This is a genomic window from Cellulomonas humilata (genome assembly GCF_013359775.1).
In the GTDB taxonomy this organism is placed as follows: Bacteria; Actinomycetota; Actinomycetes; order Actinomycetales; family Cellulomonadaceae; genus Cellulomonas; species Cellulomonas humilata.
Map to the genome: position 1 here is coordinate 168,994 of NZ_JABMCI010000068.1, position 23,341 is coordinate 192,334.

General features: G+C 71.7%; 22 protein-coding genes. 8 read left to right on the forward strand and 14 right to left on the reverse strand.

The window, feature by feature from the left end:
• Positions 1-54: 54 nt before the first annotated feature.
• From HP550_RS15790 to HP550_RS15835, 10 genes are all read right to left on the reverse strand, one after another.
• Complete coding sequence (locus HP550_RS15790) at positions 55-3,702, reverse strand: S8 family serine peptidase (RefSeq protein WP_175348635.1); 3,648 nt, start codon at positions 3,700-3,702, stop codon at positions 55-57.
• 9 nt (positions 3,703-3,711) lie between these two features.
• Positions 3,712-4,596, reverse strand: coding sequence for a hypothetical protein (locus HP550_RS15795; protein WP_175348636.1), 885 nt, complete (start codon positions 4,594-4,596; stop codon positions 3,712-3,714).
• Complete coding sequence (locus HP550_RS15800) at positions 4,593-5,060, reverse strand: hypothetical protein (RefSeq protein WP_175348637.1); 468 nt, start codon at positions 5,058-5,060, stop codon at positions 4,593-4,595. The genes HP550_RS15795 and HP550_RS15800 overlap by 4 nt, the downstream gene beginning before the upstream one ends.
• On the reverse strand, positions 5,060-5,737 hold the full coding sequence (locus HP550_RS15805; RefSeq protein WP_175348638.1) for a hypothetical protein: 678 nt from the start codon (positions 5,735-5,737) through the stop codon (positions 5,060-5,062). Before HP550_RS15805 ends, HP550_RS15800 begins: the two co-directional genes overlap by 1 nt.
• On the reverse strand, positions 5,721-6,104 hold the full coding sequence (locus HP550_RS15810; RefSeq protein WP_175348639.1) for a hypothetical protein: 384 nt from the start codon (positions 6,102-6,104) through the stop codon (positions 5,721-5,723). Before HP550_RS15810 ends, HP550_RS15805 begins: the two co-directional genes overlap by 17 nt.
• A 111-nt stretch (positions 6,105-6,215) precedes the next feature.
• Entirely contained in the window at positions 6,216-6,899 is a 684-nt protein-coding gene (locus tag HP550_RS15815; protein WP_175348640.1) for a LuxR C-terminal-related transcriptional regulator, read from the reverse strand.
• Positions 6,900-7,205: 306 nt separating this feature from the next.
• Positions 7,206-8,216 (reverse strand): tetratricopeptide repeat protein, encoded by a 1,011-nt coding sequence (locus HP550_RS23100; protein ID WP_175348641.1) that lies wholly within the window; start codon positions 8,214-8,216, stop codon positions 7,206-7,208.
• Positions 8,217-8,278: 62 nt separating this feature from the next.
• Entirely contained in the window at positions 8,279-9,070 is a 792-nt protein-coding gene (locus tag HP550_RS15825; protein ID WP_175348642.1) for a MerR family transcriptional regulator, read from the reverse strand.
• Positions 9,071-9,085: 15 nt separating this feature from the next.
• Positions 9,086-9,877: an alpha/beta fold hydrolase gene (locus HP550_RS15830; RefSeq protein ID WP_175348643.1), complete on the reverse strand. Its 792-nt coding sequence runs from the start codon at positions 9,875-9,877 to the stop codon at positions 9,086-9,088.
• 231 nt (positions 9,878-10,108) lie between these two features.
• Positions 10,109-10,891, reverse strand: coding sequence for an SDR family NAD(P)-dependent oxidoreductase (locus tag HP550_RS15835; RefSeq protein WP_175348644.1), 783 nt, complete (start codon positions 10,889-10,891; stop codon positions 10,109-10,111).
• A 379-nt stretch (positions 10,892-11,270) separates the two neighbouring features.
• On the opposite strand from HP550_RS15835, the gene HP550_RS15840 reads away from it, so the two are divergent.
• From HP550_RS15840 to nrdI, 7 genes are all read left to right on the forward strand, one after another.
• Positions 11,271-12,488: an ROK family transcriptional regulator gene (locus HP550_RS15840; RefSeq protein ID WP_175348645.1), complete on the forward strand. Its 1,218-nt coding sequence runs from the start codon at positions 11,271-11,273 to the stop codon at positions 12,486-12,488.
• Positions 12,489-12,564: 76 nt separating this feature from the next.
• Positions 12,565-13,821 carry an extracellular solute-binding protein gene (locus HP550_RS15845; protein WP_175348646.1) on the forward strand — a complete coding sequence of 419 codons (1,257 nt, stop codon included), beginning with the start codon at positions 12,565-12,567 and terminating at the stop codon, positions 13,819-13,821.
• Between the two features lie 51 nt (positions 13,822-13,872).
• Complete coding sequence (locus tag HP550_RS15850; protein ID WP_175348647.1) at positions 13,873-14,808, forward strand: carbohydrate ABC transporter permease; 936 nt, start codon at positions 13,873-13,875, stop codon at positions 14,806-14,808.
• Positions 14,798-15,649 (forward strand): carbohydrate ABC transporter permease, encoded by an 852-nt coding sequence (locus tag HP550_RS15855; protein ID WP_175348648.1) that lies wholly within the window; start codon positions 14,798-14,800, stop codon positions 15,647-15,649. The genes HP550_RS15850 and HP550_RS15855 overlap by 11 nt, the downstream gene beginning before the upstream one ends.
• Before the next feature lie 32 nt (positions 15,650-15,681).
• A complete protein-coding gene (locus tag HP550_RS15860) occupies positions 15,682-17,265 on the forward strand; it encodes a cellulase family glycosylhydrolase (RefSeq protein WP_210768156.1) in 1,584 nt (527 codons plus the stop codon).
• A 457-nt stretch (positions 17,266-17,722) separates the two neighbouring features.
• Entirely contained in the window at positions 17,723-18,793 is a 1,071-nt protein-coding gene (locus HP550_RS15865) for a hypothetical protein (protein ID WP_175348649.1), read from the forward strand.
• Between the two features lie 214 nt (positions 18,794-19,007).
• Positions 19,008-19,433 carry a class Ib ribonucleoside-diphosphate reductase assembly flavoprotein NrdI gene (nrdI, locus tag HP550_RS15870; protein WP_175348650.1) on the forward strand — a complete coding sequence of 142 codons (426 nt, stop codon included), beginning with the start codon at positions 19,008-19,010 and terminating at the stop codon, positions 19,431-19,433.
• A gap of 88 nt (positions 19,434-19,521) precedes the next feature.
• Here nrdI and HP550_RS15875 read toward each other — a convergent pair whose 3' ends face one another.
• Genes HP550_RS15875 through HP550_RS15885 form a run of 3 tightly spaced genes read right to left on the reverse strand, consistent with a single transcriptional unit; the run spans position 19,522 to position 22,189 of the window.
• Positions 19,522-20,241 (reverse strand): HEAT repeat domain-containing protein, encoded by a 720-nt coding sequence (locus HP550_RS15875; protein WP_175348651.1) that lies wholly within the window; start codon positions 20,239-20,241, stop codon positions 19,522-19,524.
• Positions 20,238-21,671 (reverse strand): DHA2 family efflux MFS transporter permease subunit, encoded by a 1,434-nt coding sequence (locus tag HP550_RS15880; RefSeq protein ID WP_210768157.1) that lies wholly within the window; start codon positions 21,669-21,671, stop codon positions 20,238-20,240. The genes HP550_RS15875 and HP550_RS15880 overlap by 4 nt, the downstream gene beginning before the upstream one ends.
• Positions 21,668-22,189, reverse strand: a complete 522-nt coding sequence (locus tag HP550_RS15885) for a helix-turn-helix transcriptional regulator (protein WP_175348652.1) — start codon at positions 22,187-22,189, stop codon at positions 21,668-21,670. The genes HP550_RS15880 and HP550_RS15885 overlap by 4 nt, the downstream gene beginning before the upstream one ends.
• 109 nt (positions 22,190-22,298) lie before the next feature.
• On the opposite strand from HP550_RS15885, the gene HP550_RS22760 reads away from it, so the two are divergent.
• The gene (locus HP550_RS22760) at positions 22,299-22,421 is read left to right on the forward strand and encodes a hypothetical protein (RefSeq protein ID WP_281362236.1); all 123 of its coding nucleotides are present in this window, start codon (positions 22,299-22,301) and stop codon (positions 22,419-22,421) included.
• A gap of 60 nt (positions 22,422-22,481) precedes the next feature.
• Here HP550_RS22760 and HP550_RS15890 read toward each other — a convergent pair whose 3' ends face one another.
• Positions 22,482-23,222, reverse strand: coding sequence for an SDR family NAD(P)-dependent oxidoreductase (locus HP550_RS15890; RefSeq protein WP_246280913.1), 741 nt, complete (start codon positions 23,220-23,222; stop codon positions 22,482-22,484).
• Between the last annotated feature and the right edge of the window lie 119 nt (positions 23,223-23,341).

Below are 23,341 nucleotides of genomic sequence, written 5' to 3' on the forward strand. Positions count from 1 at the left end.
CAGTCCGCTCTCGACACTAGGTCGCCGCGGCAGCACCCGACAAGACGCTCGACCTCAGGGGTAGATCTTCTCCAGCACCGCGATGCCCTCGTCCTTGAGGTGCTGGACGAACTCTCCCAGCACCACGCGGTGGTCCGGGTCCTGGGTTGCCGCCACGAGGGAGCCCAGCTCGGCCGGGATCCGCTGTCGCATCGTGGAGTCCAGGGCGGCGCGCGCCACGGGTCCGAGACTCTTCCAGTGCCAGTCGAGCGGTGCCCGGGTGCCTCCTGTCGCCTGCAGGGCAGGGTTGCGTCCCGGGTCCTCGCGAGGGACGAACGCGCGGGCGGCGAAGGTCGACCGGCCGTCGGCCGCCAGCACCCGGCGGATGATGTCGGCGCGGCCCGTCGCCGGAACTCTGGCGGCCCCGGCGCGCTGTCCGGCCGCGCGTACCTGCCGGAGCTCGCCCACCGACGCTCGCACGCCGGCCACCGCCATCCGCCAGGCCTCGTCCTGCGACGACCTCCCTGTCGGCAGGCGCCCGTCACCGACTGCCCGCCAGTGGTGCCCACCGGGGACGGAGCGCCCCCGGGAGTCCTTGTCCGAGACGACGTACAGCCCGTTGCCGTCGAAGTCGTGCAGCGCGAGGCTGACCACGTCGCCCAGGCTGTACGTGTCGGCGGCTGCTCCCGCGCGCTGCCTGATGTCGTCGGCGATCTTCTCGCGGGCCTTCCCGGGGAACTTCAGGCCGATCGACGGGATCCGGTTGCGCGCCACGAGCCGCTCGAACACGAACCGTGCCAGGTAGTCGATCATCGGCTGGCTGCCCGGGTAGCGCTTGGCATACCAGGCCTGGATCTCGCCGCGAGGTGTCCGCACGTGCCCGGCGGCGAACGCGTCGGTGAGGAAGTGCAGGCCGAACGCCTCCTTCGCCACGGCCTTCCGCCAGGCCCGGTCGTCCGCACCCGCCCCGACCGCGTCGGTGAGCGCCTTCGCGTGCCAGCTGGAGTACTCCCGCCAGTTCGCCCCCTCCGCGGAGAAGTGCGACACGTTGGTGGCCGCCAGTCGGGCGGCCCGGTCGTTGACCGCCCTGATCGCCGCGTCGTCCCCGGTCGGCTCCGGTGGCCGTGTGGAGCCCGAGCCGGATGCGGTGGCCGACCAGCGGGCGTGAGCGAGCTGGGCACGGCCGTTCGAGGACCTCGCCAGCTCACGCATCTGGTCGTAGCTGGCGAAGTAGTCGCCTGCCAGTGCCACGACCTCGCCGAAACCGAGCGCCTTCGGTGAGCCCTCGAAGACCAGGGAGGTCGGGCCGATCGCACCCGCGCCCGCGTCGGCGACCGCGCGGTGCTCCCGACCCGCGAACTCGGCCGCCTCCTCGGTGTCCCCCGTCCGGCCGCGCCTCCCGCCGCCGGCCGGCTTCCTGGGAGCCGGCCAGACCTCGTAGAGATCGGCGATCCTGTCGATCTTCGCGCCCTTCGGCAGGAAGCCGCCGTCGAGCATGAACTTCTTGAACTCCGCCTCGCGCGCGGCCGGGGTGAGCTTCTTGGCCCGGATCCGGGCCAGACCGCTGGAGAACACGGAGGCGGACTTGTCGAACTGCGCGAGGTAGAAGGCGTCGATCCGGCCCTTCCCGCTGCCCCAGGTGTGCGTGCCGCGGTACGCGTCCGCCTCGTAGATCATCATCTGCTCGTAGCTGACCGGTCGGCCCCACTCGAGGAACTGGTGGACGTGCAGCGCCTCGTGGAACAGCACGACCTTCCAGACCTCCGGGTCCGTGCCGAGGTCGGAGACGAAGATCTCGGTGGCGGAGTTGGTCCAGGCCTGGAAGGTGGAGGTCGCGACGTGTCGGGAGGGCGCATCGCTCAGTGGCCGGATCGTGACCCGCTGATCGACTCCCGGCAGCCCCTTCCACACGGTCCGTGCCGCCTTGAGGTAAGCGGGGTCCTGATCGGGCGCGTCCCCGGCGTCGCCGCCACCGGTCGACCGGCGGCGCGCGGCCGCGAGGAGCCGGTCGAGGTCGAGGTAACCCCGGCCGACCCTGCCGTCGGGGTCGCGGGCGCCGGGTCGGGTGGTCCCGAGCACCAGCCGCCGGATCTGCCGGATGTCCAGGTCGGGCCGTGCCTCCAACAGCTGCGCCACAGCGGCGGTCACGGCGGGCGCCGCCATGCTCGTGCCGCTCATCGTCACGTACTGCCCCCGGCTGGTGGCGCTTCCGCGCGGGGCAGACCGGGCGCTGCGCACGTCCTGCCCGGGGGCGCAGCAGTCTGGCTTCCCCCGGCCGTCGCGGGTCGGTCCCGCGCTCGACTTCGCCCACAGCGCGCGGGAGCCCGGGCGGGCGTCATACGCGCCGACGCAGATCGGCAGACGGCCGTTGGTGATCGTCCCCGTGGTGACCTGCCGGTCGCGGTCCCGCGCCTGGAAGCTGCTCTGGCAGCTGTCGTCCCGTTCGATCCAGGCGTGGAAGCGCCCGGGCCCCACCACCCGGGTCCCGCGCAGCTCCATGGTCCAGGTGCCGGACGGTGCGTTCGCGCGCAGGAAGGCGTCCACCTGCCTGTCCCGGTTGTCGGGGTCGGTCCGTTGGTACATCCGGCCGACCACCGCCCCGCCTGCCCGGACCGTCGCGCGGTTGCCAGGTGGCAGCCAGGGTCCGGGTCGCCCGCCCGGCGGCGTGAGCCGCACGTCCAGCCGGTCGGTTCCGTCGTACCAAGCCTCCACCTCGTTGATCGTCGGGTCGGACGGAGGTATCCGGAAGCGGAGGGCTCGGACCTCGCCCTCCCGGATCCGTCCGGACGCGTGCGCCCCGGACAGGTAGTAGTTGCCCGCGGTCTGCACGATGCAGCAGCGCGGCGTGCTCGACAGCAGCTGGTCGAAGGCCCGCTCCACGAGGGTGCTGCCGTCGTGCGGGCCGCCGTGCCGGCCCATGGACAGGTTCACCACCCAGGGCCTTGGCCCCGCGGCGCGACGGATGAAATCGATTGCCTCAAGCAATCGAACGGAGTCGCCCATCGTCGCCCGGCCGGGGGTGCGGTCGGCGAGGTGCACGAAGACGAGCTGCGCTCCGGCAGCGGAGCCGGGCATCGACCGCCCGACGGCGATACCGGCCACGTGGGTGCCGTGCGCACCCCGAGGATTCACCCCGCAGTAGGCGGGGTGGTAGTCGAGCGTCGCGTACGGCGTCGGCGTCCGCAGCGCGGCGTCGATGTCGGTGCGCGAGTGCAGCCGGCCGTACCCGTAGGGAGCAGGGGAGCGGCCCCGGCGGTCCGAGCGGTCACGCTGATCCCACAGTGCGAGCAGGCGGGTGCGGCCGTCGGCGGAGCGGAACTCCGGGTGCGCGAAGTCCAGTCCCCAGTCCACCACCCCGACCACGACGCCGGCCCCGGTCAGCGGTCGAGGCCGCGGCCGGCGGGTCGACGGGGGTCGGACGCGCGGAAGGCGGGGAGGCCAGTCCGTGCTCGGCTCGTCCTCGCCCTCGAGCTCGTCGTCCGAAAGCAGCTCCGGCCGGTACGACCGCGGCGCCTTCAGGCTGAGGACGGCCGGGTGCCGCTCGACCGACCGGAAGTCCGACCTATGGATCCGGCACGTCGCGATCGGTCCGAACCTGGCCACCAGGCGCACGCCCGGCACGCGGGCGTCCGGTCGGCGAAGCCGGATCAGGGCTTCGATCTCCCGGTCGGGCCCGGCCTCGGCCTCGGCCGAGCGGAGCAGCTCGTGCAGTGCCGGCTCCATGCCGGTGCCTCAGGCGTCCTTGTTCTTGGGCGCTGCGGGGGCGACAGCGTCGGCGGGCACTGCGGGGGCGGCTGCGTCGGCGGGCGGGGCCGGAACGACCACGTTCGCCGGCGCTGCCACGACCTCGACGGAGATCGTGACTGCCGTGGTGCCCGGCGCTGAGGCCCTGATCGACGTGTACCCGGGATTGACGCCCTCGATCCCTCTCCTGTCGTGGTTGTACGTGGCGGTCTCAGCGTTGGCGGGGGTGTACGTGACCATCTCGCCGGTCGGTGCGCCGGAGGCCGAGACCACCTGCGCAGCGAATGCCGTCGACCCTCCTTGGCCGACCCTGACCTGCGTGGTGGGAACCTCGATCCGCTTCTGGTTCACCTTGGTCCCGATGAACGTGGCGACGCCGATCAGCGCGGGGCCGACGACCTGCGGCCGGGTGAGCACCGCGGCTCCGCCCTTGGCGCCTCGCGGTGCCTTCAGCAGGGCGAGCGGAGCGGCGCGGAAGAGGGCCTCCACCCAGGGGTTGCTCGGCTTCCAGATGGCCAGTCCGGCGCCGGTCACGGCGGTGCCCACCGTCACCCAGTTCGACCACTGGCCGTCGCGCTTGAGCTGGTTGATCTCGCTCCGCAGCTCGTTCTCGATGGCCTTCTGGTCCGCGTCGACGGCTCGGATGGCGGCTGCCGCCGTGCGCGGTCGACGGGCCACGGCGGTGCCGGACGCTCGACGGCGCGCGACTGCTCGACGCCGTTGCCGCGACCGCCGCCGGCGGACCGCCTCGCCGTCGTCGAACTCGGAGTCGTCGAACTCGCTGTCGTCGAACTCGGAGTCGTCGAACTCGGAGTCGTCGAAGTCGCTGTCGTCGAACTCGGCGTCGAGATCCTCGATCCAGGTCTGGCTCATGTTCCGGCCCCTTCCTCGCGTTCCGGATCCGCCTGGTGCGACGGAACGGCTGCTGCTGCCGCCTGTGCCGACGCCTTGCGGCGGCGGAGCACGGGCAGCACGTACTCGCGGTAGAGCTCCTCGTCCGGGTCGGCCCAGCCGGGGAACCCGTCGCCCTCGCAGGTGCGGCACTCGGGGTCCTCGCCCCAGCAGAGGCAGGCGCCGAGCGCGGCCGCCAGCTCCGCGTCCCGGTCGGCGAACGGCCCACCGGGCTGGGCGGAGTCAGGCTGGCCCGTCGTCGGCTGCGGGGACTCCGGCGTGCTCATGGACATCGGGAACTGCATCGCGAGCGGTGGCGTGGAGCCGTCGGAGGCGAGCCGGTCCAGCAGCTGGCTCAGCACCCGGTCGGCGAAGCCGCGGGGGTCGGGGAGCACCTGCATCACCAGGGTCTCGACCTGCTCGAGCTCGCTGCTGCCGCCCAGCATCAGCGGACCGCCTCGGCCAGCTCGGCGTCTAGCGCGTCGATGACGGTGCGGTAGACCGTGTCGGGGTCCGGCGCGTCCTCGGCGTCGTCCGCCGGGTCGTGCTCGTCCGCCGGACACAGGTCGTCCGCGTCCTGCGCCGCCTGTGCGGCGATCGTGCTCAGCGCGCGGGTCAGCTCGGGCACGGCGACGCCGTTCACCGGAGTCCGCTTGCCGTGCTCCCCGAGGGCGAGCCGGAGCAGGGCCCGCTGGACGTCCGGCTGGCCGAGCAGGACCAGGAGCTGGGCTGCGGCCGTGGACCCGGCCGACAGACCGGTCGTCCCGGCGACCGTGCTCGTCGGGCCCGGGCTCACAGGGGCGGCCGCCGGGGCCAGCCGGGCGGCCGCCACCGACCCGAGCTTCGCGCCGAGCGCCCCACCGATCGGACCACCGACGGCGGTCCCGACGACGGGAGCAGCGGTCGACAGGACGGTGGCCAGAGCCGGGTCACGGGCCAACGTCGAGGCGCCTCGGCCGATCGTCCGCGCCGCGCGCGAGAGGCTGAGGGCCTCTGCCGGGGTGACCGACTCGAGCATGCCGTCCCACGCGTCCGCGAGGTCGTACGGGCTGGCGTAGGCGTAGCGCGCGTCGAGGGCGTCGGCCAGCACGTCCTCCGGCGGTCGGTCAGCGGTGAAGGTCATCGGACTTCCAGTGGTCGGCCTCGGTGGCGGCCATCCTGATCGCCGCCGCGATCGCCTCCGGCGAGATCGCCGCCAGCCGGGTGGCCCGCGGCTGCAGCCGGTAGACGAGGCCCTGCCCGCCGACGACGTCGATGCAGACCACGCCCAGGTCGGGATACTCGTCCAGCAGGCGCTCGGCGATGGCCGGGGGCTCGGCGCCGCGCATGCTCGCGACCACGACGTCGGCGTCCCGGGCGCTCAGCATCAGGGCGATCTCGCTGCTGGAGCTCCCGACCAGGACGAGATCGGGCTCGTCCGCGATGCCCGCCTCGACCAGCCGGCGAAGTGAGTGGTGCATCTCGGCGAGTGCGATCCGGATCGAGCGCATGCGGACGACGCTAGGGAGAATGCCCGGTCGTGGGCAGGCCCAGGACGGGCCCGAATTCGGTCCACACCGCAGGACCGGTCCCCAGCGCCGGCGACAGCGCGGGTCCCGGTACTAGTACCCGGGATACAGGCCGGCCGCCGAGGTGGTCAGCAGGGAGTGCAGGTCCGGGACCCGGGTGGCCCGGAGCCGGGCCGCCGCCTCACCGCGGTGCCGCACCCGCAGCTTCTCGAGCACGTTGTGCACGTGGTTCTTCACCGTCCGGAGCTCGATCCCCAACGAGCGGGCGATCTCCTTGTTGGTCAGGCCCTGCTCGATCAGGACGAGCACCTCGCGCTCCCGTGAGGTGAGCCGGCCGTCGTCCGGGTCGGCGTGTGCTCTCGTCGCCTCGTCGGCCAGGTGCCGCACGAGCAGACCGGCGATGACCGGTGGACACACGGTCTCCCCGCGGACCACCGCTGCCACCGTGTCCGCCAGGTCGCTCAGGGTGCTGCTGCGCAGCACGATGCCGGAGACGCCGCTGCGTGCGCAGGTGACGGCCTCCTCCGGGCTGGACGAGACGGCGATGGCGATCACCTTGGCCTGGGGGAGTGCGGCGCGCAGCGCGCGGATCACCTGGATCCCGTCGCGAGCGGCCAGGCTGACGAGCACGAGGCCGGGTGGCGGGGTGCGGTCCAGGACAGCCGCGGCGCCCGGCGCGGTGCCGATGTCGATCCCCCAGCACTCCCGGCGCAACGTGTCGGCCAGGGCCTCGCGGGTGAGCGTGACGTCGTCGACGAGCACCAGTGACGTCGTCACGGCACGACACCCGTGCGGCGATGTGCGTCTGACCAGAGTCGCACCGTGCACGGGTCGCCTCTGGATCTGACGGTCCGCGGACGGTCGCCGGGACCTTGCTCGGCGTCGCGTCGGAGCGACCGGCCGTGCTCGCCCGAGGCCCACGCCGAGGCGGCGCCCCGCACAGCGGCGCCCACCGGAACGTCGGCATCCACGGGGTCCGCACGACCCACCATGGCGCCCCCCACCGACCAGCCAGTTCAGGCAATCGAGCCTGCTCTTGGCTCTCCGGAACGTCAAGAGTGGTCGACCACCCTGCCCCGCCGGTCAGCCGCGAAGCGCGTACGCGACGCCGTCGGTGACCGAGAGTCCGGCCCCGCGAGCGAGCGCCTCGTCGAGCACGCCCCGGGGGAGTGCGGCTGCCACCGTGGCCAGCGACTCGTCGTGCTGCTCGCGCTCGTCGGGGGGCCACTCGCCCCCGGCACGGCCGAGCATCGCCGCCGCCGTCCCGAGCAGGGTGGCGGCGCGCTCGTGGTCGCCCGCGGCGGCGGTGACCGCGGCGAGGCTGTTGAGGGTCCAGGCGATCGACATCTCGTCGCCGCGTCCGGCGCTGATCCGGAGCGCCTGGAGCGCGAGCTCCTCGGCGCGCTGCAGGTTGCCGAGCCGGCGCTCGACCATGCTGAGGTTGGCCGACTCCGACCAGACGATGAACTCGTCACCCGAGGACCGACCCGTCGACAGGCGGGCCGACATCACCTCTCGCGCGGCCTCGAGGTCACCCGACATCTGCAACGCCACGCCCAGCACGTGCAGGCTGCTGGACCGCCCGGGGTCGCTGTCGGGGAGTCCTTCGGTGACCACCAACGCCCGGCGCAGCAGGCGCACTGCGTCGTCCACGTCGGTGTTCAATGCCACGCGCGCCGACCCGGCGAGGACGAGGGCCTGGAGCGAGCGGTCGCCGACCGCCTCCGCCGCGGCGAGGGATCTCGTGAACTGCTGGTTCGCCAGCTCGTACCGACCCGCCCAGAAGACGAGGTAGCCGTGGTCGTAGAGCGCCCTCGCCTGCGCTGGCTCGTCGCCGGCACCCGTCCCCAGCGCCCGCGCGAACCACGCGTCACCGTCGTCGATCCGCGAGGTCGAGATCCAGAACGGCACGAGCGCCGACGCCAGGCGGTACGCCGCCTCCGGCTGCCCTGCGGCGAGGTGCCAGTCGAGCGCCTCGAGCATGTCGGGGTAGCGGTCTTCCACCGGCTGGTTCGCGGCCGGATCCTGCAGCCGGGCGCGTGTGCGGGCGTCCTCGGCGATCTGGACCAGTGCGGTGGCGGTGGCGGCATCCACGATCCGGAGCGTACGAGCCCCACGACCTCGGCGCCATCGCCTCCCGGGCGAGGGGTCGGGGTTCAGCGATCGCGGGGGATCCGCCCTTCGGGGGCTCGTTCGAGCTGCGTCCAGCCACGCCACCCGCGTTGCTCGAGGATCGCCAGCAGCCGTCGGGCGACCGGCGTCGACTCGGCCATCGCCGCGTCCAGCAGGGCCGCGAAGGGGTCCGACGCGTCGGCGTCGCCGACCTCCAGCTCACCGCTCTGAAGCGCGCGGATACGGAGGCTCTCGACGACGTCGGCGAGCTCGACGACTCGCGGATCGTCGGCCGACCACTCCGACACGGAGCTGAGGAGGAGATAGAGCCGGGTCATGTCCGGGTTCTCGTCGAGCTGCCGGTTCTTCTCGGCGATCACGGACTCGATATCGAGCGGGATCTGCGGGGCGAGCATGATCCAGGCGTCCCGCTCGAGCTCGATGTAGGCCTCGCCGACGCCGAGCCCGCGCAGCCGGTCCAGGTAGTCCACGACGATCTGCGGAAGAGCCAGGTGATCGCCGGCGGCGAGCTGGGCGATCCGCTTCCGGTTGCGCTGGAGACGACGGATGTCGGCGCTCAGGGCCCTGTCGATCTCCTCGACTGCTCGGGCGAACTCGCCAGGGCCGGCGTCGAGGAGCTCCTGCACGCGAGCGAGGGGCACCCCGGCATCCGCCAGCACGCGGATCCGGATCAGCCGCACGACGGCGGCCGCGTCGTAGTTGCGGTAGCCCACGTGGTCGCGTTCGGGCTCGGCGAGCAGGCCGATCTGGTGATAGTGCCGGACCGTTCGCACCGTCACCCCGGCATAGGAGGCCAGCTGGCTGATCGTGAGCATCGGCTCCAGACTGCCTCACCCGGCGACGCCGCGGACCGCCTCGGCGATCGCGCGGTGGTCCTTGCGGAGGATCGCGCCGTGAGTGCTCGCGACCTTCGCGTGAATCGTGATGTGCGGGTTGCGTTCGGCCACCGCAGGCACGCTGGCGCGGATCTTCTCCTGCCCGTCCCCCGTGCTGCCGAACGACGCTCCGGATGCGAGGACGTACCGGGTCGGGACGGTGATCCTGTCCATCACCGGACCGAGCTCCCGTTCACGCGCGAGCCTGCCGACCTCGATGTTGCACTCGGCCATCTCCAGGGCGGTCATACGCGGCGTCAGTCCCGTCACGCGGAGCGGCACCATCAGCCACTGCAGGCGGCGGAAGGCCGTGCGGATCCCGTGCTCCATCTCGTCCGTGAGCCAGTCGTGCGGCTGTGCCCCGTCGACCAGCACAGCGCCGATCGTCCGGTCAGGGTTGCGGCTCGCCCAGTGTGCGGCGACGAACGCGCCGTACGACCAACCGACCACCAGCGCTCGGTCGATACCTCGAGCGTCGAGCACGGCACCGACATCGCGGACGGCCGCCCCGAACGAGTAGTCCGCCGACCGTCCGGACCTGCGCCCACGGGCTCGCTCGTCGTAGGTGAGGTGTCGCCAGTCCGGCCCGAGGTCGGCAATGACCCGCCGCCAGTAGCCCTGGGTCGCGAACTGGCCGTTGAGGTAGATCACCGGCGTCCCGGAGCCACCTGAGTCGGTGACGGCCAGCGCCGTGTCGTCGACCGGCACCATGCCGGTCCAGCTCGGGGTCGAGGTCCTGCTGATCATGGCGTCTCCCTTCCATCCTGCACCGTGTGGTCCAGCGTGCAGGGTTGACGCCGCGTCAGGGTCAAGCCTCCGGATGGGGGCACCTCCTCCACCAGGTAGTCGACCAGGTAGCGGTCGGTGCCGGTGAACCGGTCGATCAAGCCGCGGACGTCGTCCCGTCCTCGCAGGGAGCGGACCCGCCACGCCATCCCCCTTCCAGGAGCACGACCCGCGTGCGTACCGCGGCACACGCTAGTGGCGACGACGCCTCACGCCCGCGATCGACCGCGGCGCCCCGATCGCGCGCACGACCGAGCGGGGCATCGCCCGGGCTGCGCCGGCCCCCAGCCGGTACCGCAGGCTCGGCGTGGAGATGACGGCGCCGCGCCTCACGTCGGCAAGAGCGGTGGCGACGACGTCGTCGGCGTGCAGCCACGCGATCTCCGGCAGCCACGTCATGTCGATGCCGGCGCGGTCGTGGAACTCGGTGTGCACGAACCCGGGGCACACGACGGTCGTGGTGACCCCGGTGCCCCGCAGGTCGACCGCCAGGCCCTCGGTGAACGTGCGGACCCACGCCTTGTGCGCGGAGTACGTGCCGAGGGTGATGAGCGCGGCGACCGACGCGACATTGAGGATGGCGCCTCGCCCGCGCGCGGTCATCTGGCCCGCCGCGGCGTGCGACAGCACCATGACGCAGCGGACCATGACGTCGAACACGGCCTGCTCGCGCTCGAGGTCGCCGTCCACGAACCGCTGCCCGGCGGCGCCGCCCGCGTTGTTGACGAGCAGCCCGACCGGGCGCTCGGTCGACCGGAGCCGCTCGGCGACGCGCTCGACGTCGCTGCGGACCGACAGGTCCGCGACGAGGATCTCGACGTGGACGCCCGCAGCTCCGTGCAGCTGACCGGCCAGCCGATCGAGCCGCGCGGAGTCCCTGTCGACGAGGACCAGGTCGTGGCGGGCGGTGGCGAGCTGCCAGGCGAACTCCTGCCCCAGCCCGGCGGCCGCCCCGGTGATCAGCGCGGTACCCACCGGACCACCGTAGAGGTCCAGTCCGCCGCGGAGCGCGTACGCGACACCGTCGGTGACGGAGAGTCCGGCTCCGCGAGCGAGTGCCCCCTCGAGCATGTCCTGGGGAGGGCAGCCGCCACCGTGGCCAGCGACTCGTCGTGCTGCTCGCGCTCGTCCGGCGGCCACTCGCCCCCGGAGCAGGGTCGATCAGCGCCGTCGTCCTGGAAGGACGGCCAGGCAGATTCCTGCGTGTGCGGCTGACGGAGGATGCGGAGCACTGGTGGAGCGTGTTCGAGATCGAGGTGTACGCCGCACCGACGCCGTGACCACATCGTGACTTCGTGGCACTGGACACTACAACATTTCCCTCTTAATCTAAGTCGTGAAGTAAGGAGGCTTCATGACGGTGGCAACGACTCGCGACCTGCGGCAGCAGAACCGGACCAAGGTTCTACGCACGCTGGTCCTGTCCGGGGAGACGACGCGCGCGACACTGGCCGCCGACTGCGAGCTCTCCCCGGCGACCGTCACGAACGTGGTGAACGAGCTCATCGACGACGGGGTCGTCGAGGAGATCGGTTCAGTCCCCTCCGAGGGAGGCCGCCCCATCGCGCGGTTGGCGCTGCGAGCAGCCGGCGCACACATGCTGGGCGCCGACGTCGGCGAGCGCGGCGTCGCGGTCGAGCTGTTCGACCTGTCGATGAACCGGCTCGACCGCGAGTTCCGGGAGTGGCCCGTCTCGATGGCCGGCCCGGCCGAGATCCACGAGTCGCTGGGCGCCGCGGTCGCCGCGGTGCGCGCACGTCACCCCGAGGTCGAGGCCACCCTCGTCGGACTGGGCCTGGGCCTGCCGGGAGTGGTCGAGCGGGATCACGAGCACTGGCAGGAAGCGACCCTGTACGCCCAGAACCTGGGGTGGGCCCCAACCCCTGTGGGCGACCTGGTCTCGGCGCCCGGCCTCGAGGTGTTCGCTGACAACGGCGCGAACACCCTGGCAGTAGCCGAGATGTGGTTCGGCGCTGCCCGAGGTGCGGATGACGCAGTAGTCGCACTGCTCGGCCGAGGCATCGGACTGGGTGTGATCTGCGGCGGTCAGCTGGTCCGTGGCGCACTCGGCGCCGCAGGAGAGTGGGGCCACACGAAGATCGGACTGGGCGCTGGACCCACGTGCGGGTGCGGTGCGACGGGATGCCTCGAGGCCTACATCGGCGCCCACGCGATCCTGGAACGGTGGCGTGCGACCGGGGCCCAGGAGCCGGGCGAGGGGTGGCGCGCGCTCAGTGCGCTCGTCGCGGCAGCCGAGGCCGGAGAGCCGGCTGCGATCGGCGTCGTCGACGAGACGCTCGATGTCCTGGCCGTCGCGTTGGCCAACCTGGTGAACCTCACGAACCCGGAGCGGATCGTGCTGGGCGGATGGGTCGGCCTCCGACTGCTGCCAACCCGTCGCGACGACCTGACGGAGCGAGTTCGGCGGCTGAGCCTCCACCGCCCGGGGAGCCAGTTCACCGTCGAGCTGTGCCGGTTCGAGGGTGACTCGGTCGCTCTCGGCGCCGCACTCATGCCGTTGCAGGCATTCATCGACCGGCCGCGCGTGCGGGAGCGTGCCGCGGTCCGGTGAGTCGGAACCGGGGCGATCGGCTAGGACAGCCCCGGTTCCTTGGAGAGAACCACCCCTACCAAGAGGAGATAGCTCGATGAGGAGACTACTCGGGACCACCACGGCTGCGCTGTCCAGCGCCGCGCTGGTGCTCACCATGGCCGCCTGCACAGGCGGCGACACGGCGGAGGCCGTCGAGGACGGCGGCTCGGCCACCCTGAAGGTCTGGGTCATGGGCGACGCCGGACCCGCCTTCACGGACCTGACCGCGGCGTTCACGGAGGACACCGGCATCAAGCTGCAGGTGGACGCCATCCCGTGGGAGAACGTGAACGACAAGCTCACCACCGCGGTCGCGTCCGGCGACGGGCCGGACGTCGTGCAGATCGGGCTCTCCCTGCTGCCCACCTTCGCCGACGCCGGCGTGCTCGCCGACCTCACCGACGTCCTGGGCGAGCACCCCGCCCTGGCTCCCTCGAACTTCCCGGACGCCGTCGCCCCGGAGAACCTGAGCACCGACGGCGTCGCGCTCTCGGTGCCGTGGGTGTCGGACACCCGGGTGCTCTTCTACCGCTCGGACATCCTGGCCGAGGCGGGCCATGACGCCGCACCGACGACGTGGGACGACATGCGGTCCGTGGCGAAGGACCTCGCCCAGCGCGGTGAGGGCCAGTTCGGCTACTACATCCCGCTCTGGGACAACACGTTGCCGGTCCAGTACACGTGGCAGGCCGGCGGTGACGTGGTCGACGCCGAGGGTGCAGTGGACTTCCGGTCGCCCGAGTTCGCGGCAGCCGCCGACCACTGGCTCGGCTTCTTCGAGGACGGCTCAGCGCCGACCGCCACCGACTGGGACCAGACCCAGGGGTTCGTCTCGGGCGCCACGCCGATGGTCGTCTCCGGCCCGTACCTGGCCAAGGCGATCCGCGACGCCGCTCCGGAGCTCGACGGGTCGTGGTCGGTGACGACCCTTCCGGCCGACCAGACCGGCACCTCGCTGTTCGCCGGCTCGAACCTGGGCATCTGGAAGACCAGCGAGCACCCCGACGAGGCCGCCCAGCTGCTCGACTTCCTGGCCCAGCCCGACAACCAGATCGCCTGGTACGACGCGGTCGGCGAGCTCCCGACCAGCAGCGCGGCGCTCACCGAGCTCGCCGGCCGAGGTGACGAGCAGCTGTCGGTGTACGTCGAGCAGCTCGACGACGCGCAGACGGTCCCCATGGTCCCGGGCTGGGACCTGGTCGCCAACGAGATGGCCAGCGCGCTCACCGCGATCGCGACCACGGGCGCCGACAAGCAGTCCACCCTCGACGCCTTCTACGCGAAGGCCGACGAGATCCAGTCGAACTACTAGCAGACGCGGTGGGGCCGGCACTGCCGGCCCCACCGCCGAGGTGAGCCCACCATGACTGTCCTCGCTCCACCGCGCCTGCAAGCGCCACCCGTCACAGGCCCGTCGCGCCGCCACCGCGGCGGCTGGGTCCCGTACGCGTTCGTCGCACCCGCGATGGTCGTGCTGGTCGCGTTCGCCGTCCTGCCCATCCTGGTGGCCGGGGTGGTCAGCACGACCGACATGGACATCAGCGGACTGGCCGACCCGTCCAGCGTCTCGTTCGTCGGCCTGGAGAACTACCGCAGGCTGCTCGCCGACCCGCAGTTCTGGAACGCGCTGCGCACCACCGGCGCGTTCACCGTCGTGGGGGTGCCGGTCATCGTCGTCGCGTCGCTCGCGGTCGCCCTGCTGCTGCACCGCAGCGGCGGACGGCTGGCCAGCACGCTGCGCGCCTTCTACTTCCTGCCGGCGATCACCGCGATCGTGGCGGTCGCGCTGGTCTGGGGCTACCTCTACAACAGCCAGTTCGGGTTGCTGAACTACCTGCTCTCGCTGGTCGGGCTGGGCCCTGTCCCGTGGCTCTCCGACCCCACCTGGGCGCGTTTCTCCGTCGGCCTCGTCGCCGTCTGGCGGGCCACCGGCCTGAACATCATCATCTTCCTGGCGGCCCTGCAGGGGATCCCGCACGAGTACGACGAGGCCGCTCAGCTCGACGGTGCGACGGAGCTGCAGCGCACTCGCCGCATCACGGTGCCGCTGCTGAGGTTCGCGATCTTCTTCGTGACCGTCACCACGGTGATCAGCTGGCTGCAGTTCTTCGACGAGCCCTACGTGCTGACCCAGGGCGGACCGAACGACGCCACGACCTCGATCTCCCTGTACATCTACGAGCAGGGCTTCCGGTACAACCAGTTCGGGTTCGCCTCCGCCGGATCGCTCGTCCTGTTCGTGATCATCGCGATCGTCACGGTGGTCCAGCTGCGCCTGCGGGGCTCCGATGACCACTGACACGCGACCCGTTCGACCGCGGCGGACGACCCGCACCCCGTCCCGGCTCGTCACCAACATCGTCCTGATCGTCGGTGCCGCGGCGACCGCGCTGCCGTTCTTCTGGATGATCTTCAGCGCGCTCAAGCCTCGCTCCGAGGCCGTCGCCTACCCGCCACGCCTGCTTCCCGCCGAGCCGACGCTCGAGTTCGTCCGCTACCTGTTCACCACCCTCGACTTCGGTCGCTACCTGGTGAACACCCTGGTCGTGGTGGCTATCGGCTTCGTCGGGCTGCTGCTCATGGCGATGGCCGGGTATGCGTTCGCCAAGTTCCGGTTCCGCGGCCGCGGCCTGCTGTTCGCGCTGGTGCTCAGCACGATGATGATTCCCGTCCAGGTCACCATGATCCCGACCTACCTGATCCTCGCGCGGGTCGGACTGACCAACACCCTCGTCGGCATCGCCCTGCCCACCCTGGTCAGCGCGTTCAGCATCTTCCTGTTCCGGCAGTTCATGACCACCATCCCCGACGAGGTGCTCGAGGCAGCCCGGATCGACGGCGCCGGCGAGATCCGCATCTTCCTGTCCCTGGTGCTCCCGATGTCCGGCCCGATCCTCGCCGTGCAGACGGTCCTGACCTTCATCGCCGGCTGGAACAGCTTCCTGTGGCCGCTGGTCATCGCCGGGGACCAGTCCCGGTACACCCTGTCCGTGGGGCTGGCGCTGCTCAACCAGCAGGTTGCCACCAACCCGTCCCTGCAGATGGCGGGTGCCGCCGTGATGGTCGTGCCGATCCTCGCCGTCTTCGTCATCTTCCAGCGCTACATCGTGCAGGGCTTCACCTTGTCGGGGCTCAAGTGAGCGCCCCGCCGATCTCGTCCGGGAGGACACCCATGACCACGCCCACCCGACGCGGGCCGGCCACCTACGACGGGTTTGTCCACGCCCACGAGGGAGCACTGGTCGACGCCGCCGGCCACCCGCTGCTGCTGCGGGGGATCGGGCTGGGCACCTGGCTGCTGCCGGAGGGATACATGTGGGGCTTCGACGGCGGCCCGCAGTCACCGCGCGAGATCGAGGCGCTGGTGCACGACCTGGTCGGCCCGGACCAGGCAGGCGAGTTCTGGCGGCGCTTCCGCGACGCCTTCGTCACGGAGGCGGACATCGCGAGGATCGCGGGCGAGGGCTTCGACCACGTGCGGCTGCCCATCAACTCTCGGCTCATGCTCGACGACGAGGGCGCCCTGCGCGACGACGCGTTCGAGCTCATCGACCGCACCGTCGCCTGGTGCCGGGCGCACGGCCTCTGGGTGATCCTCGACCTGCACGGCGCTCCCGGCGGCCAGACCGGGACGAACATCGACGACTCTCCGAACAACCGCCCCGAGCTGTTCGAGGACGACCGCTACCGCGCATGGACCATCGACCTGTGGCGTGCCATCGCCTCCAGGTACGCGGCCGAGACGGCGGTGGCCGGGTACGACCTGCTCAACGAGCCGCTGCCGAACGAGTGGCAGGACCTCTACGCCGACCGGCTCGTCGACCTCTACCTCGAGCTGACCACCGCGATCCGGCAGGTCGACCCCTCGCACATGCTGATCTACGAGGGCACCCACTGGTCGACGAACTGGAGCATCTTCACGGAGGTGTGGGACCCCAACTCGATGCTGCAGTTCCACAAGTACTGGTCCGCCCCCGACTTCCCGAGCATCGAACGCTTCGTCCGTGCCGGCCGCAGCCTCGGGCTGCCCGTGTACATGGGGGAGGGCGGAGAGAACAACCCCGCCTGGCTCGCCACCGCGTTCCAGCTGTACGAGGACCACCAGATCTCGTGGAACTTCTGGACCTGGAAGAAGCTCGACACCGTGACGTCCCCGTTCTCGGTCACGCCTCCGGCCGGCTGGCCGGACATCGTCGCCTACGCCGCAGGTCAGGACGCCAAGCCCTCGCCCGACGACGCGTGGTCGACGCTGGAGCGGCTGGTGGACGCCGTCCGGCTGGAGTCGTGCGTGTACCGGCCCACCATCGTCAACTCGCTCCTACGGCGGGTCCCGCTCGAGCTGCCCGCCATGAGCTTCTCGTTCCGCGGCCCGGGCACGTCGCACCACGTGCGGGCGCGCACGACCCTGCCCGGGCTTCGTGAGGACGACGGAGTCGCACTCCGGTACGACTCCGAGGCAGACCTGCACTTCGACCTGATCGACGGCCGGCCCGGCGCGGTGGAGAACGACGTCGTCGTGGACCTCGACGCGGGCGAGTGGGTGGCCTACGACATCCACGTCGACGAGAGCCGCACGGCCACCGTGGTGGTGACGGCGGACGGTCCGGTGCCCGACGTCGATCTTGACGGAGTCGGCCTGGGTTCCTCCGCTGCTCCGGGGTGCTGGGAAGACCTGCTCCTCACGGCGGGGCGGCACGAACTGCGGATCAGAGCCACCCGCGACGCCACCTCGTTGCGGCGGATCTCCATCCACTGAGGGGGAGGGGGCCTGACGAGCACGGTCGACGCCCTGGCTGGTCGGGGAGTCGAGAGATGCGTCCTGCGAGCCTCCGGCAGGACGCGTAGGGGTGGGAGACTGCGGACTCTCCCACCCCTACGTCGAGCGTTGCCGGAAGGCCGACTGAGTTGCGCTCGTTCTGCTCAGTTGGTGCTCTGGCCGTCCACGGCGCTGTGGTCGATGTCAGCCTGGCGCGCCCAGCCTGACCGACTCCACGGAGACGTCGACGTCGGTCGCGAGCTCGGCGTGACGACTGCTACCTATCTGGACTGTGGTTCTCAGGACCACGTCTGTGTCGTGGGTGCAGCCGAGCCGCGTGCCCCATGCTCAGTGTCCGCAGAACCGCACCCTGCGGGACCTTTGGCTCTCGCCCCGCAGGCGAAGCGTGCCGTTCGATGGCGCTGCCAGCACTGCAACGACGACGAGGGAGCCACCCGTGCGACCAGCCACCCCGGGGCCGACGGAACGGGTGGCCCTTCCTCACCTGCCCGGGCAACCGGTCGCCCCGATCACGCTGCGCATCGACCGCCTCGCCGCGCTGCTCAACGCGGAGCTCGCCGACGACCCTGTGTACGACGGTGTCGAGCTGCAGTGGTTCGACGACGAGGTGCACGGCACCGGCATGCTGGCGTTCCTGTCGCGGCGCGAGGACCGCACGGTCGACTACTACCTGCAGCCGGGTCTGCGGCTCGACCGTCGCGGCTATGCGATCGGCGGCGGCACACGGTCGTGGAACGTCACCCCGTTCGAGGAGGCCCGGTTGGCGGTCGCGCAGGACGGCGTCGACGCCCACGTCCGCTTCACCGACGTCGACGGTCGCCTGGTCGAGGTCCGTGTCGACGACCGTGACGGGGTGGCACGGCGCCGTGCGCGCCTGCTGGCGCCGGTGAGCGCAGGGATCCTGCGGCCGACCTCGCTGCTGCTCGTCTGGATGAACGCGTTCGACCTTGTCCGGGTCACCGCGACACCACCGTCCGTCCGCATCGACGGACGGTCCGCCGCCCTCGGGAGGCTGCCCGGCGTGCGAGTACACCGCCGGCACCTGATCAAGTACGCGGCGTCGGTCGTCGTGGTCGAGGTCAACCCCGACACCGCCGAGCAGCCGACCCCGCACTCTCTCGGTCACGTCACGGCCGTCTGCGACGACCACACCGCCGAGATCCAGCTGGTGCCCCCGCTGGATCTACGCAGGATGGCCGACGGGGACCGCGCGGAGGGTCGGTGGCACGTCACGATCGACGGCGCCCGGATCACGGGTGGCCGGTGGTCCGCAACGCGGGCCTCCCAGGAGGTCCACGTCGACCTCGACAGGCTCGAGCGCTGGCGGCCCGGCACGCTGCCGTGGCTGATGCGACTGGTGACGACGGTCGTGCCGGTGTTCCGCCGCTGGCCGACGACCTACGCCTGGCACGGGACTGTCCAGCTCGGCCATCCGTCGCCCTCCGGTAGCTGGCGCCGGACCGGCGGCCACGACGGACAGTCCTACCGGCGGGCCACCGGCTCCTGAGCTAGCGCCCTTGCATGCGAAGCCACCCGTCTTCCCGATGTCAGAGAACGCGCCGCTGGACGAGGGAGGTGGCCCCTCGCCGGCGAGCTGCAGGCCCGGCGAGCTCCACCTCGTCCCGCGCCCAGGAACAGTCGGGCTCCCGTCACCAACGAGCGGAGAGCGGTGTGGCCAGTGGTCCCAGGTCCGAGCCCCCGCCGGGTGGTTGCCTACGGGGATGAGGCAGACGCCGATCTACTACTACTCGTCGACGTCCGGCCTGGTCCGCGCATTCGTCGATCGGCTGGGCCGACCGGCGTTCAACCTGGCTGAGCGCGAGCACCGGCTGGCAGAGGTCGACGGACCGTGGGTCCTGCTGACGCCGTCCTACAAGACGGGCAACCCCGACAACGACACGATCCCGGAAGCGGTGCGGCGGTTCCTGGCGTCGGCGGTGAACAGGCGGCGCCTGGTGGGTGTGATGGGCTCCGGGAACCGGAACTTCGGGTCGTACTACCAGCACGCAGCGAGACTGGTCGCAGCGCGGTCCGGGCGGCCGGTCCTGTTCGAGTTCGAGCTGGCCGGCACGCCGTGGGACGTCGAGGAGGCGCGGGTGCTCATGGCCACGCTCGACGAGCAGCTGGCCACCAGCCGGTCCCGGTAGGACGTCACCGCGCGAGCGGACACCCGGCGCAGCCGACCGGCTTGGTGTCGGGTTCGTCCTCACCGGCCGTGGCACACGAGTGGGCGCCTCAGCAAGAGCTCGGGAGCAGGCGCTTCAATCGCGCCTTCTTCCGGTTCTCTCGCACGATCCAGCGGACATCGGCATCGGACGAGGTCTCGAGCTCGGCGAAGGCGGGGAGCCCGTGCTCAGGGTCGCCGGCGATCGCGACGCTCCAGCAGTACCCGAGCCCCTGCCGTAGGGCGCGGACATCCCTGTTGCGCCGGTCGGACATCGGCCGGCGAGCGAGCGAGTCGGTCGCGCTCCGGCATGCGTCGAGGGCGCCCCGTGCGGTCTTCCCGTCCTTCAGCAGTCGTGGCTCGCAGACCCCTGCGACGGCGGCACGCTGGACGAGCGGATCGGGGTCGGCCGCCCAGGAGGCCACGACGGCGCGCAAGACGGCGCCGTCGGCGTCGCCGAGGCGTTGCAGCGCCATGGCGACCCCTTCGCGGACCCGCCACCTAGCGTCCCGGGCTTCGGCGTGCAGCACCTGAAGAAGCTCGGCCCGTCGCTCGTCGTCGCCGTCGGCCACCAGCCTCCCCAGAGCGGCGGCGGCGCACGAGGCGAGGTACTCGTCCTGCGAGCCGACCAAGCCGAGGATCACCCCCGGCGGCGCCACGTCGCCGAAGGCGGCGATGAGCTCTACGTTGCCCCGCGGGCCGGGCAGGCCCGAGTGAGCGGTCAGGAAGTCCCGGATCCCCGATGCGTCGAGCCCGTTGAGGGCCTCCTGGAAGTCATGTCGCGCGCTCACGGCGCGATGTTCCCACCAGGCAGCTCAGCCGTGTGCCGGGCCGGTCCGATCTCGCGGAGGAACAGCGACCCGACCGCAGCCAGGGCTGCGAGGGCGATCAGCACGGCACCGGCCACGTGGAAGCGGTCCACCGCGAGCGCCCGGGTCGTAGCTCCGGCCACCGTCGCGGCCAGCAGGCTCACACCTACGGAGCCCCCGACCCGCTGGACGATGCTGAACAGGGTGTTCCCGTCGGCGAGCTGGTTCTCGGTCAGCGGGGCCAGCATCGCCACCAGCAGGGGAGTGGTGACCAACCCGACCGCGACGGCCCTCCCGGACAGGATCGCGGCGACGACCCAGAGCGGTGTCGACAGCTCCAGGGTCAGGAGCAGCAGGCTTGCCACGGCCAGGCCCACGAAGCCGCCGGTCACCAGGGTGCGCAGCGGGACGCGGGGGGCCAGGCGCTGCCCCGCCCAGGTCCCGACGCCCATGAGGACCCCCTGCGGCAGCAGCGTGAGCCCGGTCTGCATCGCGGTGTGGCCCTGCACCGACTCCGTGAACACGGGCATGAGGAAGACCGTGCCGAACGCCACGACCGAGCAGATGACCTGCAGGCCCAGGCCGAGCGCTGCGCGCCGGTCCCGCACCATGGCCAGGTCCACCGGTGGATGCGGGCGCCGCGGCGCCCAGAGCGCGTACGTGGCCAGCAGCGCCAGTCCGGCGACCAGGCTGCCGCCGGACTCGAGAGCGGTCCATCCCGACGCGGTGCCCTCGACCGCCCCGAAGAGCGCCAGGACCAGCCCGGTGGCGAGCACGGCGAATGCGGCCGGGTCGAACCTGGCTGTGGGGTCTGCCGACGAACCCACCCCGCGCGGCACCCGCAGCAGAGCCGCGACCCCCAGCGCACCGATCGGCACGTTGACGAGGAAGATCCACTGCCAGTGGCCGCCGACGAGCAGCAGGCCGCCCAGGGTCGGGCCCAGCGCCGGCGCCAGGAACAGCACGAGCGCCGCCGACACCGGAACGGAGCTCCGCCGGGCCCCCGCGCCCCCGAGCAGGATGCTCAACGCCAAGGGGACGAGGGGTGCACCGGCGAGACCTTGCGCCACCCGCAGCCCGATGAGGGCTCCGACGCTCGGGGCGAGCGCACATGCGGCGGACACGACGACGAACGCGACCGCGCTCACGGTGTAGACCCGCAGGGTGCCGTACCGCCGGGCGAGGTAGGACGTGGCGGCGAGCGAGAGCCCGAGGGCCAACAGGTAGCCGCTGACCACCCACTGCACCTCGCCCAGACCGGCTCCTAGGTCCTCGGCGATGACGGGCACCGCAACGTTCACGACGCTCGAGTCGAGCATGCTCAGCACCGGACCGACCAGCAGGCCGAACCGGGCGGCCGAGCCGAGGGTGACCGCCTCGGCGCCGCCCCGCTCGACGTCGAGGCTCGTCACCTGGCGTCGCTGTCGCGGCCGGAGACCTCCGCGAGATCGGCCACGAACGCCCGGTCGCGTGCCAGCCGATCCAGCAGGTGTCCCATCGAGCGCGCGCGCCACCCCGCGGGGTCCTGCACGCTGGCCAGCAGCTGGGTGGCTCGTGCCAGCTGCTCCTCGAGCGCGGCGTCGCGTGCGCCGAGCACCGCGAGCCGTTCCGCCGGGGTCATCTCGTCGAAGAAGCCGACGCGCAGGAGGAACTCCTCGTCCTGGCCGGCCTCGTCGGCGCTCAGCGTGGTGATGAGCTCGTGGAAGAGCGCGTGCCCCGCGGCGGTGATGGCGTAGGTGTTCCGGGCCGGGCGGCCCTCCGTGGTCTCGACCTGCTTGGTCACCGCGCCCCGCTCCTCGAAGCGCCGCAGCAGCGGGTACAGGGAGTTGTTGCTCAGAGGCCGGAGCGTCGGCCGCTGGACACGCCGTTTGAGCTCGTACCCGTGCACCGGGCCGTTCCGCAGCACACCGAGGATGAGGATGTCGATCACTGTTCCAGTGTGACATAGGTCTGTGTGACCTAGCAGGTCACATGACCCTCTAGGGAATCGGCAGCCCGCGGGTGGCCCCTGCGAGCGCGACGATCCATCCGGTTCTCCGATGGATCGATCTGGTGCAGGGTGGGCGCTGCACGCCAGCAATGCTGGCTCGTACCGACTGGCCCGCACGCTCGGGTTCGTGCCCGTCTGCGACATCCCGTACTACCGCCTCGGCGTGCGATGACCCTCGTCGCGGCAAGGACGCATCGCGAGGCGCTGAGCTCCTGCCGCTGGCCCGGTGTCCTCAGCGGCCGAGGACTGATCCGCCGTTGGGCGAGAGGATCTGGCCGGTGACCCATCCGCCGTCGGGTCCCAGGAGCCAGGCGATGAGCGACGCGACCTCGTGTGTCGTGCCCGGTCGGCCGACGAGAGTCTCGAGGGACTTTCTGCGGATCACGTCGTCGTCAAGGCGCCCGGCCCAGAACTCGGTGTCAGGGACGAATCCGGGGGCGACCGCGTTCGCCGTGCCGCCGTGGTGCCCGAGGTCGCGTGCGAGGTCGAACATCCACGCGTGGAGTGCGGACTTCATCGCACCGTAGGGGCCTGCGCCTGATCCGCGCAGCGCCGCGACGGAGGACAGCAGCACCACCCGCCCGGACGCGTCTCGCAACGCGGGGGTGAGGGCCTCGACGAGGAGCACTGCGGTGAGCACGTTGCTCCGGAACGCTGCCTGCCAGCCGGCCTCGACCTCCGCCAGACCGTCGCCTGGTGCGTGGCGCGGCGACAGTCCACCGGCCGCGGCGACCACTCCCGCGCAACCGTGCCCGGAGCTGGCGAGGTGGTCGGCGACGCGTCTGGCACCGTCGGGGGTCGAGACGTCAGCGGTGACGAGGTCGATCGTCCCCGGGTGCGCCTCGGCGAGTGCTTCGAGCGGTCCGGTGCGTCGGCCCACGACGGTCACGTGGCTCGCACCTTCGGCGAGCGTGATCGCGACCGCTCGGCCGATCCCGGAGCCGCCACCGCTGACCACGACGGTCCTTGTCATGACCGGCATCTTCGCACCGGCTCGACGTGCACGGCGTCGACTCGACGAGGTGGGCTGCCTTCCTCGAACTGCGGAGAACCGACGGGCTCGGCTTCCGTCACGGGGATGTCGCCCGCCAG

Coding starts and splice junctions, on each gene's coding strand:
- HP550_RS15790 (WP_175348635.1), bottom strand. CDS start 3,702: ATGGAGCCGGCACTGCACGAGCTGCTCCGCTCGGCCGAGGCCGAGGCC.
- HP550_RS15795 (WP_175348636.1), bottom strand. CDS start 4,596: ATGAGCCAGACCTGGATCGAGGATCTCGACGCCGAGTTCGACGACAGC.
- HP550_RS15800 (WP_175348637.1), bottom strand. CDS start 5,060: ATGCTGGGCGGCAGCAGCGAGCTCGAGCAGGTCGAGACCCTGGTGATG.
- HP550_RS15805 (WP_175348638.1), bottom strand. CDS start 5,737: ATGACCTTCACCGCTGACCGACCGCCGGAGGACGTGCTGGCCGACGCC.
- HP550_RS15810 (WP_175348639.1), bottom strand. CDS start 6,104: ATGCGCTCGATCCGGATCGCACTCGCCGAGATGCACCACTCACTTCGC.
- HP550_RS15825 (WP_175348642.1), bottom strand. CDS start 9,070: ATGCTCACGATCAGCCAGCTGGCCTCCTATGCCGGGGTGACGGTGCGA.
- HP550_RS15830 (WP_175348643.1), bottom strand. CDS start 9,877: ATGATCAGCAGGACCTCGACCCCGAGCTGGACCGGCATGGTGCCGGTC.
- HP550_RS15840 (WP_175348645.1), top strand. CDS start 11,271: ATGACGGTGGCAACGACTCGCGACCTGCGGCAGCAGAACCGGACCAAG.
- HP550_RS15845 (WP_175348646.1), top strand. CDS start 12,565: ATGAGGAGACTACTCGGGACCACCACGGCTGCGCTGTCCAGCGCCGCG.
- HP550_RS15850 (WP_175348647.1), top strand. CDS start 13,873: ATGACTGTCCTCGCTCCACCGCGCCTGCAAGCGCCACCCGTCACAGGC.
- HP550_RS15855 (WP_175348648.1), top strand. CDS start 14,798: ATGACCACTGACACGCGACCCGTTCGACCGCGGCGGACGACCCGCACC.
- HP550_RS15860 (WP_210768156.1), top strand. CDS start 15,682: ATGACCACGCCCACCCGACGCGGGCCGGCCACCTACGACGGGTTTGTC.
- nrdI (WP_175348650.1), top strand. CDS start 19,008: ATGAGGCAGACGCCGATCTACTACTACTCGTCGACGTCCGGCCTGGTC.
- HP550_RS22760 (WP_281362236.1), top strand. CDS start 22,299: ATGGATCGATCTGGTGCAGGGTGGGCGCTGCACGCCAGCAATGCTGGC.
- HP550_RS15890 (WP_246280913.1), bottom strand. CDS start 23,222: ATGACAAGGACCGTCGTGGTCAGCGGTGGCGGCTCCGGGATCGGCCGA.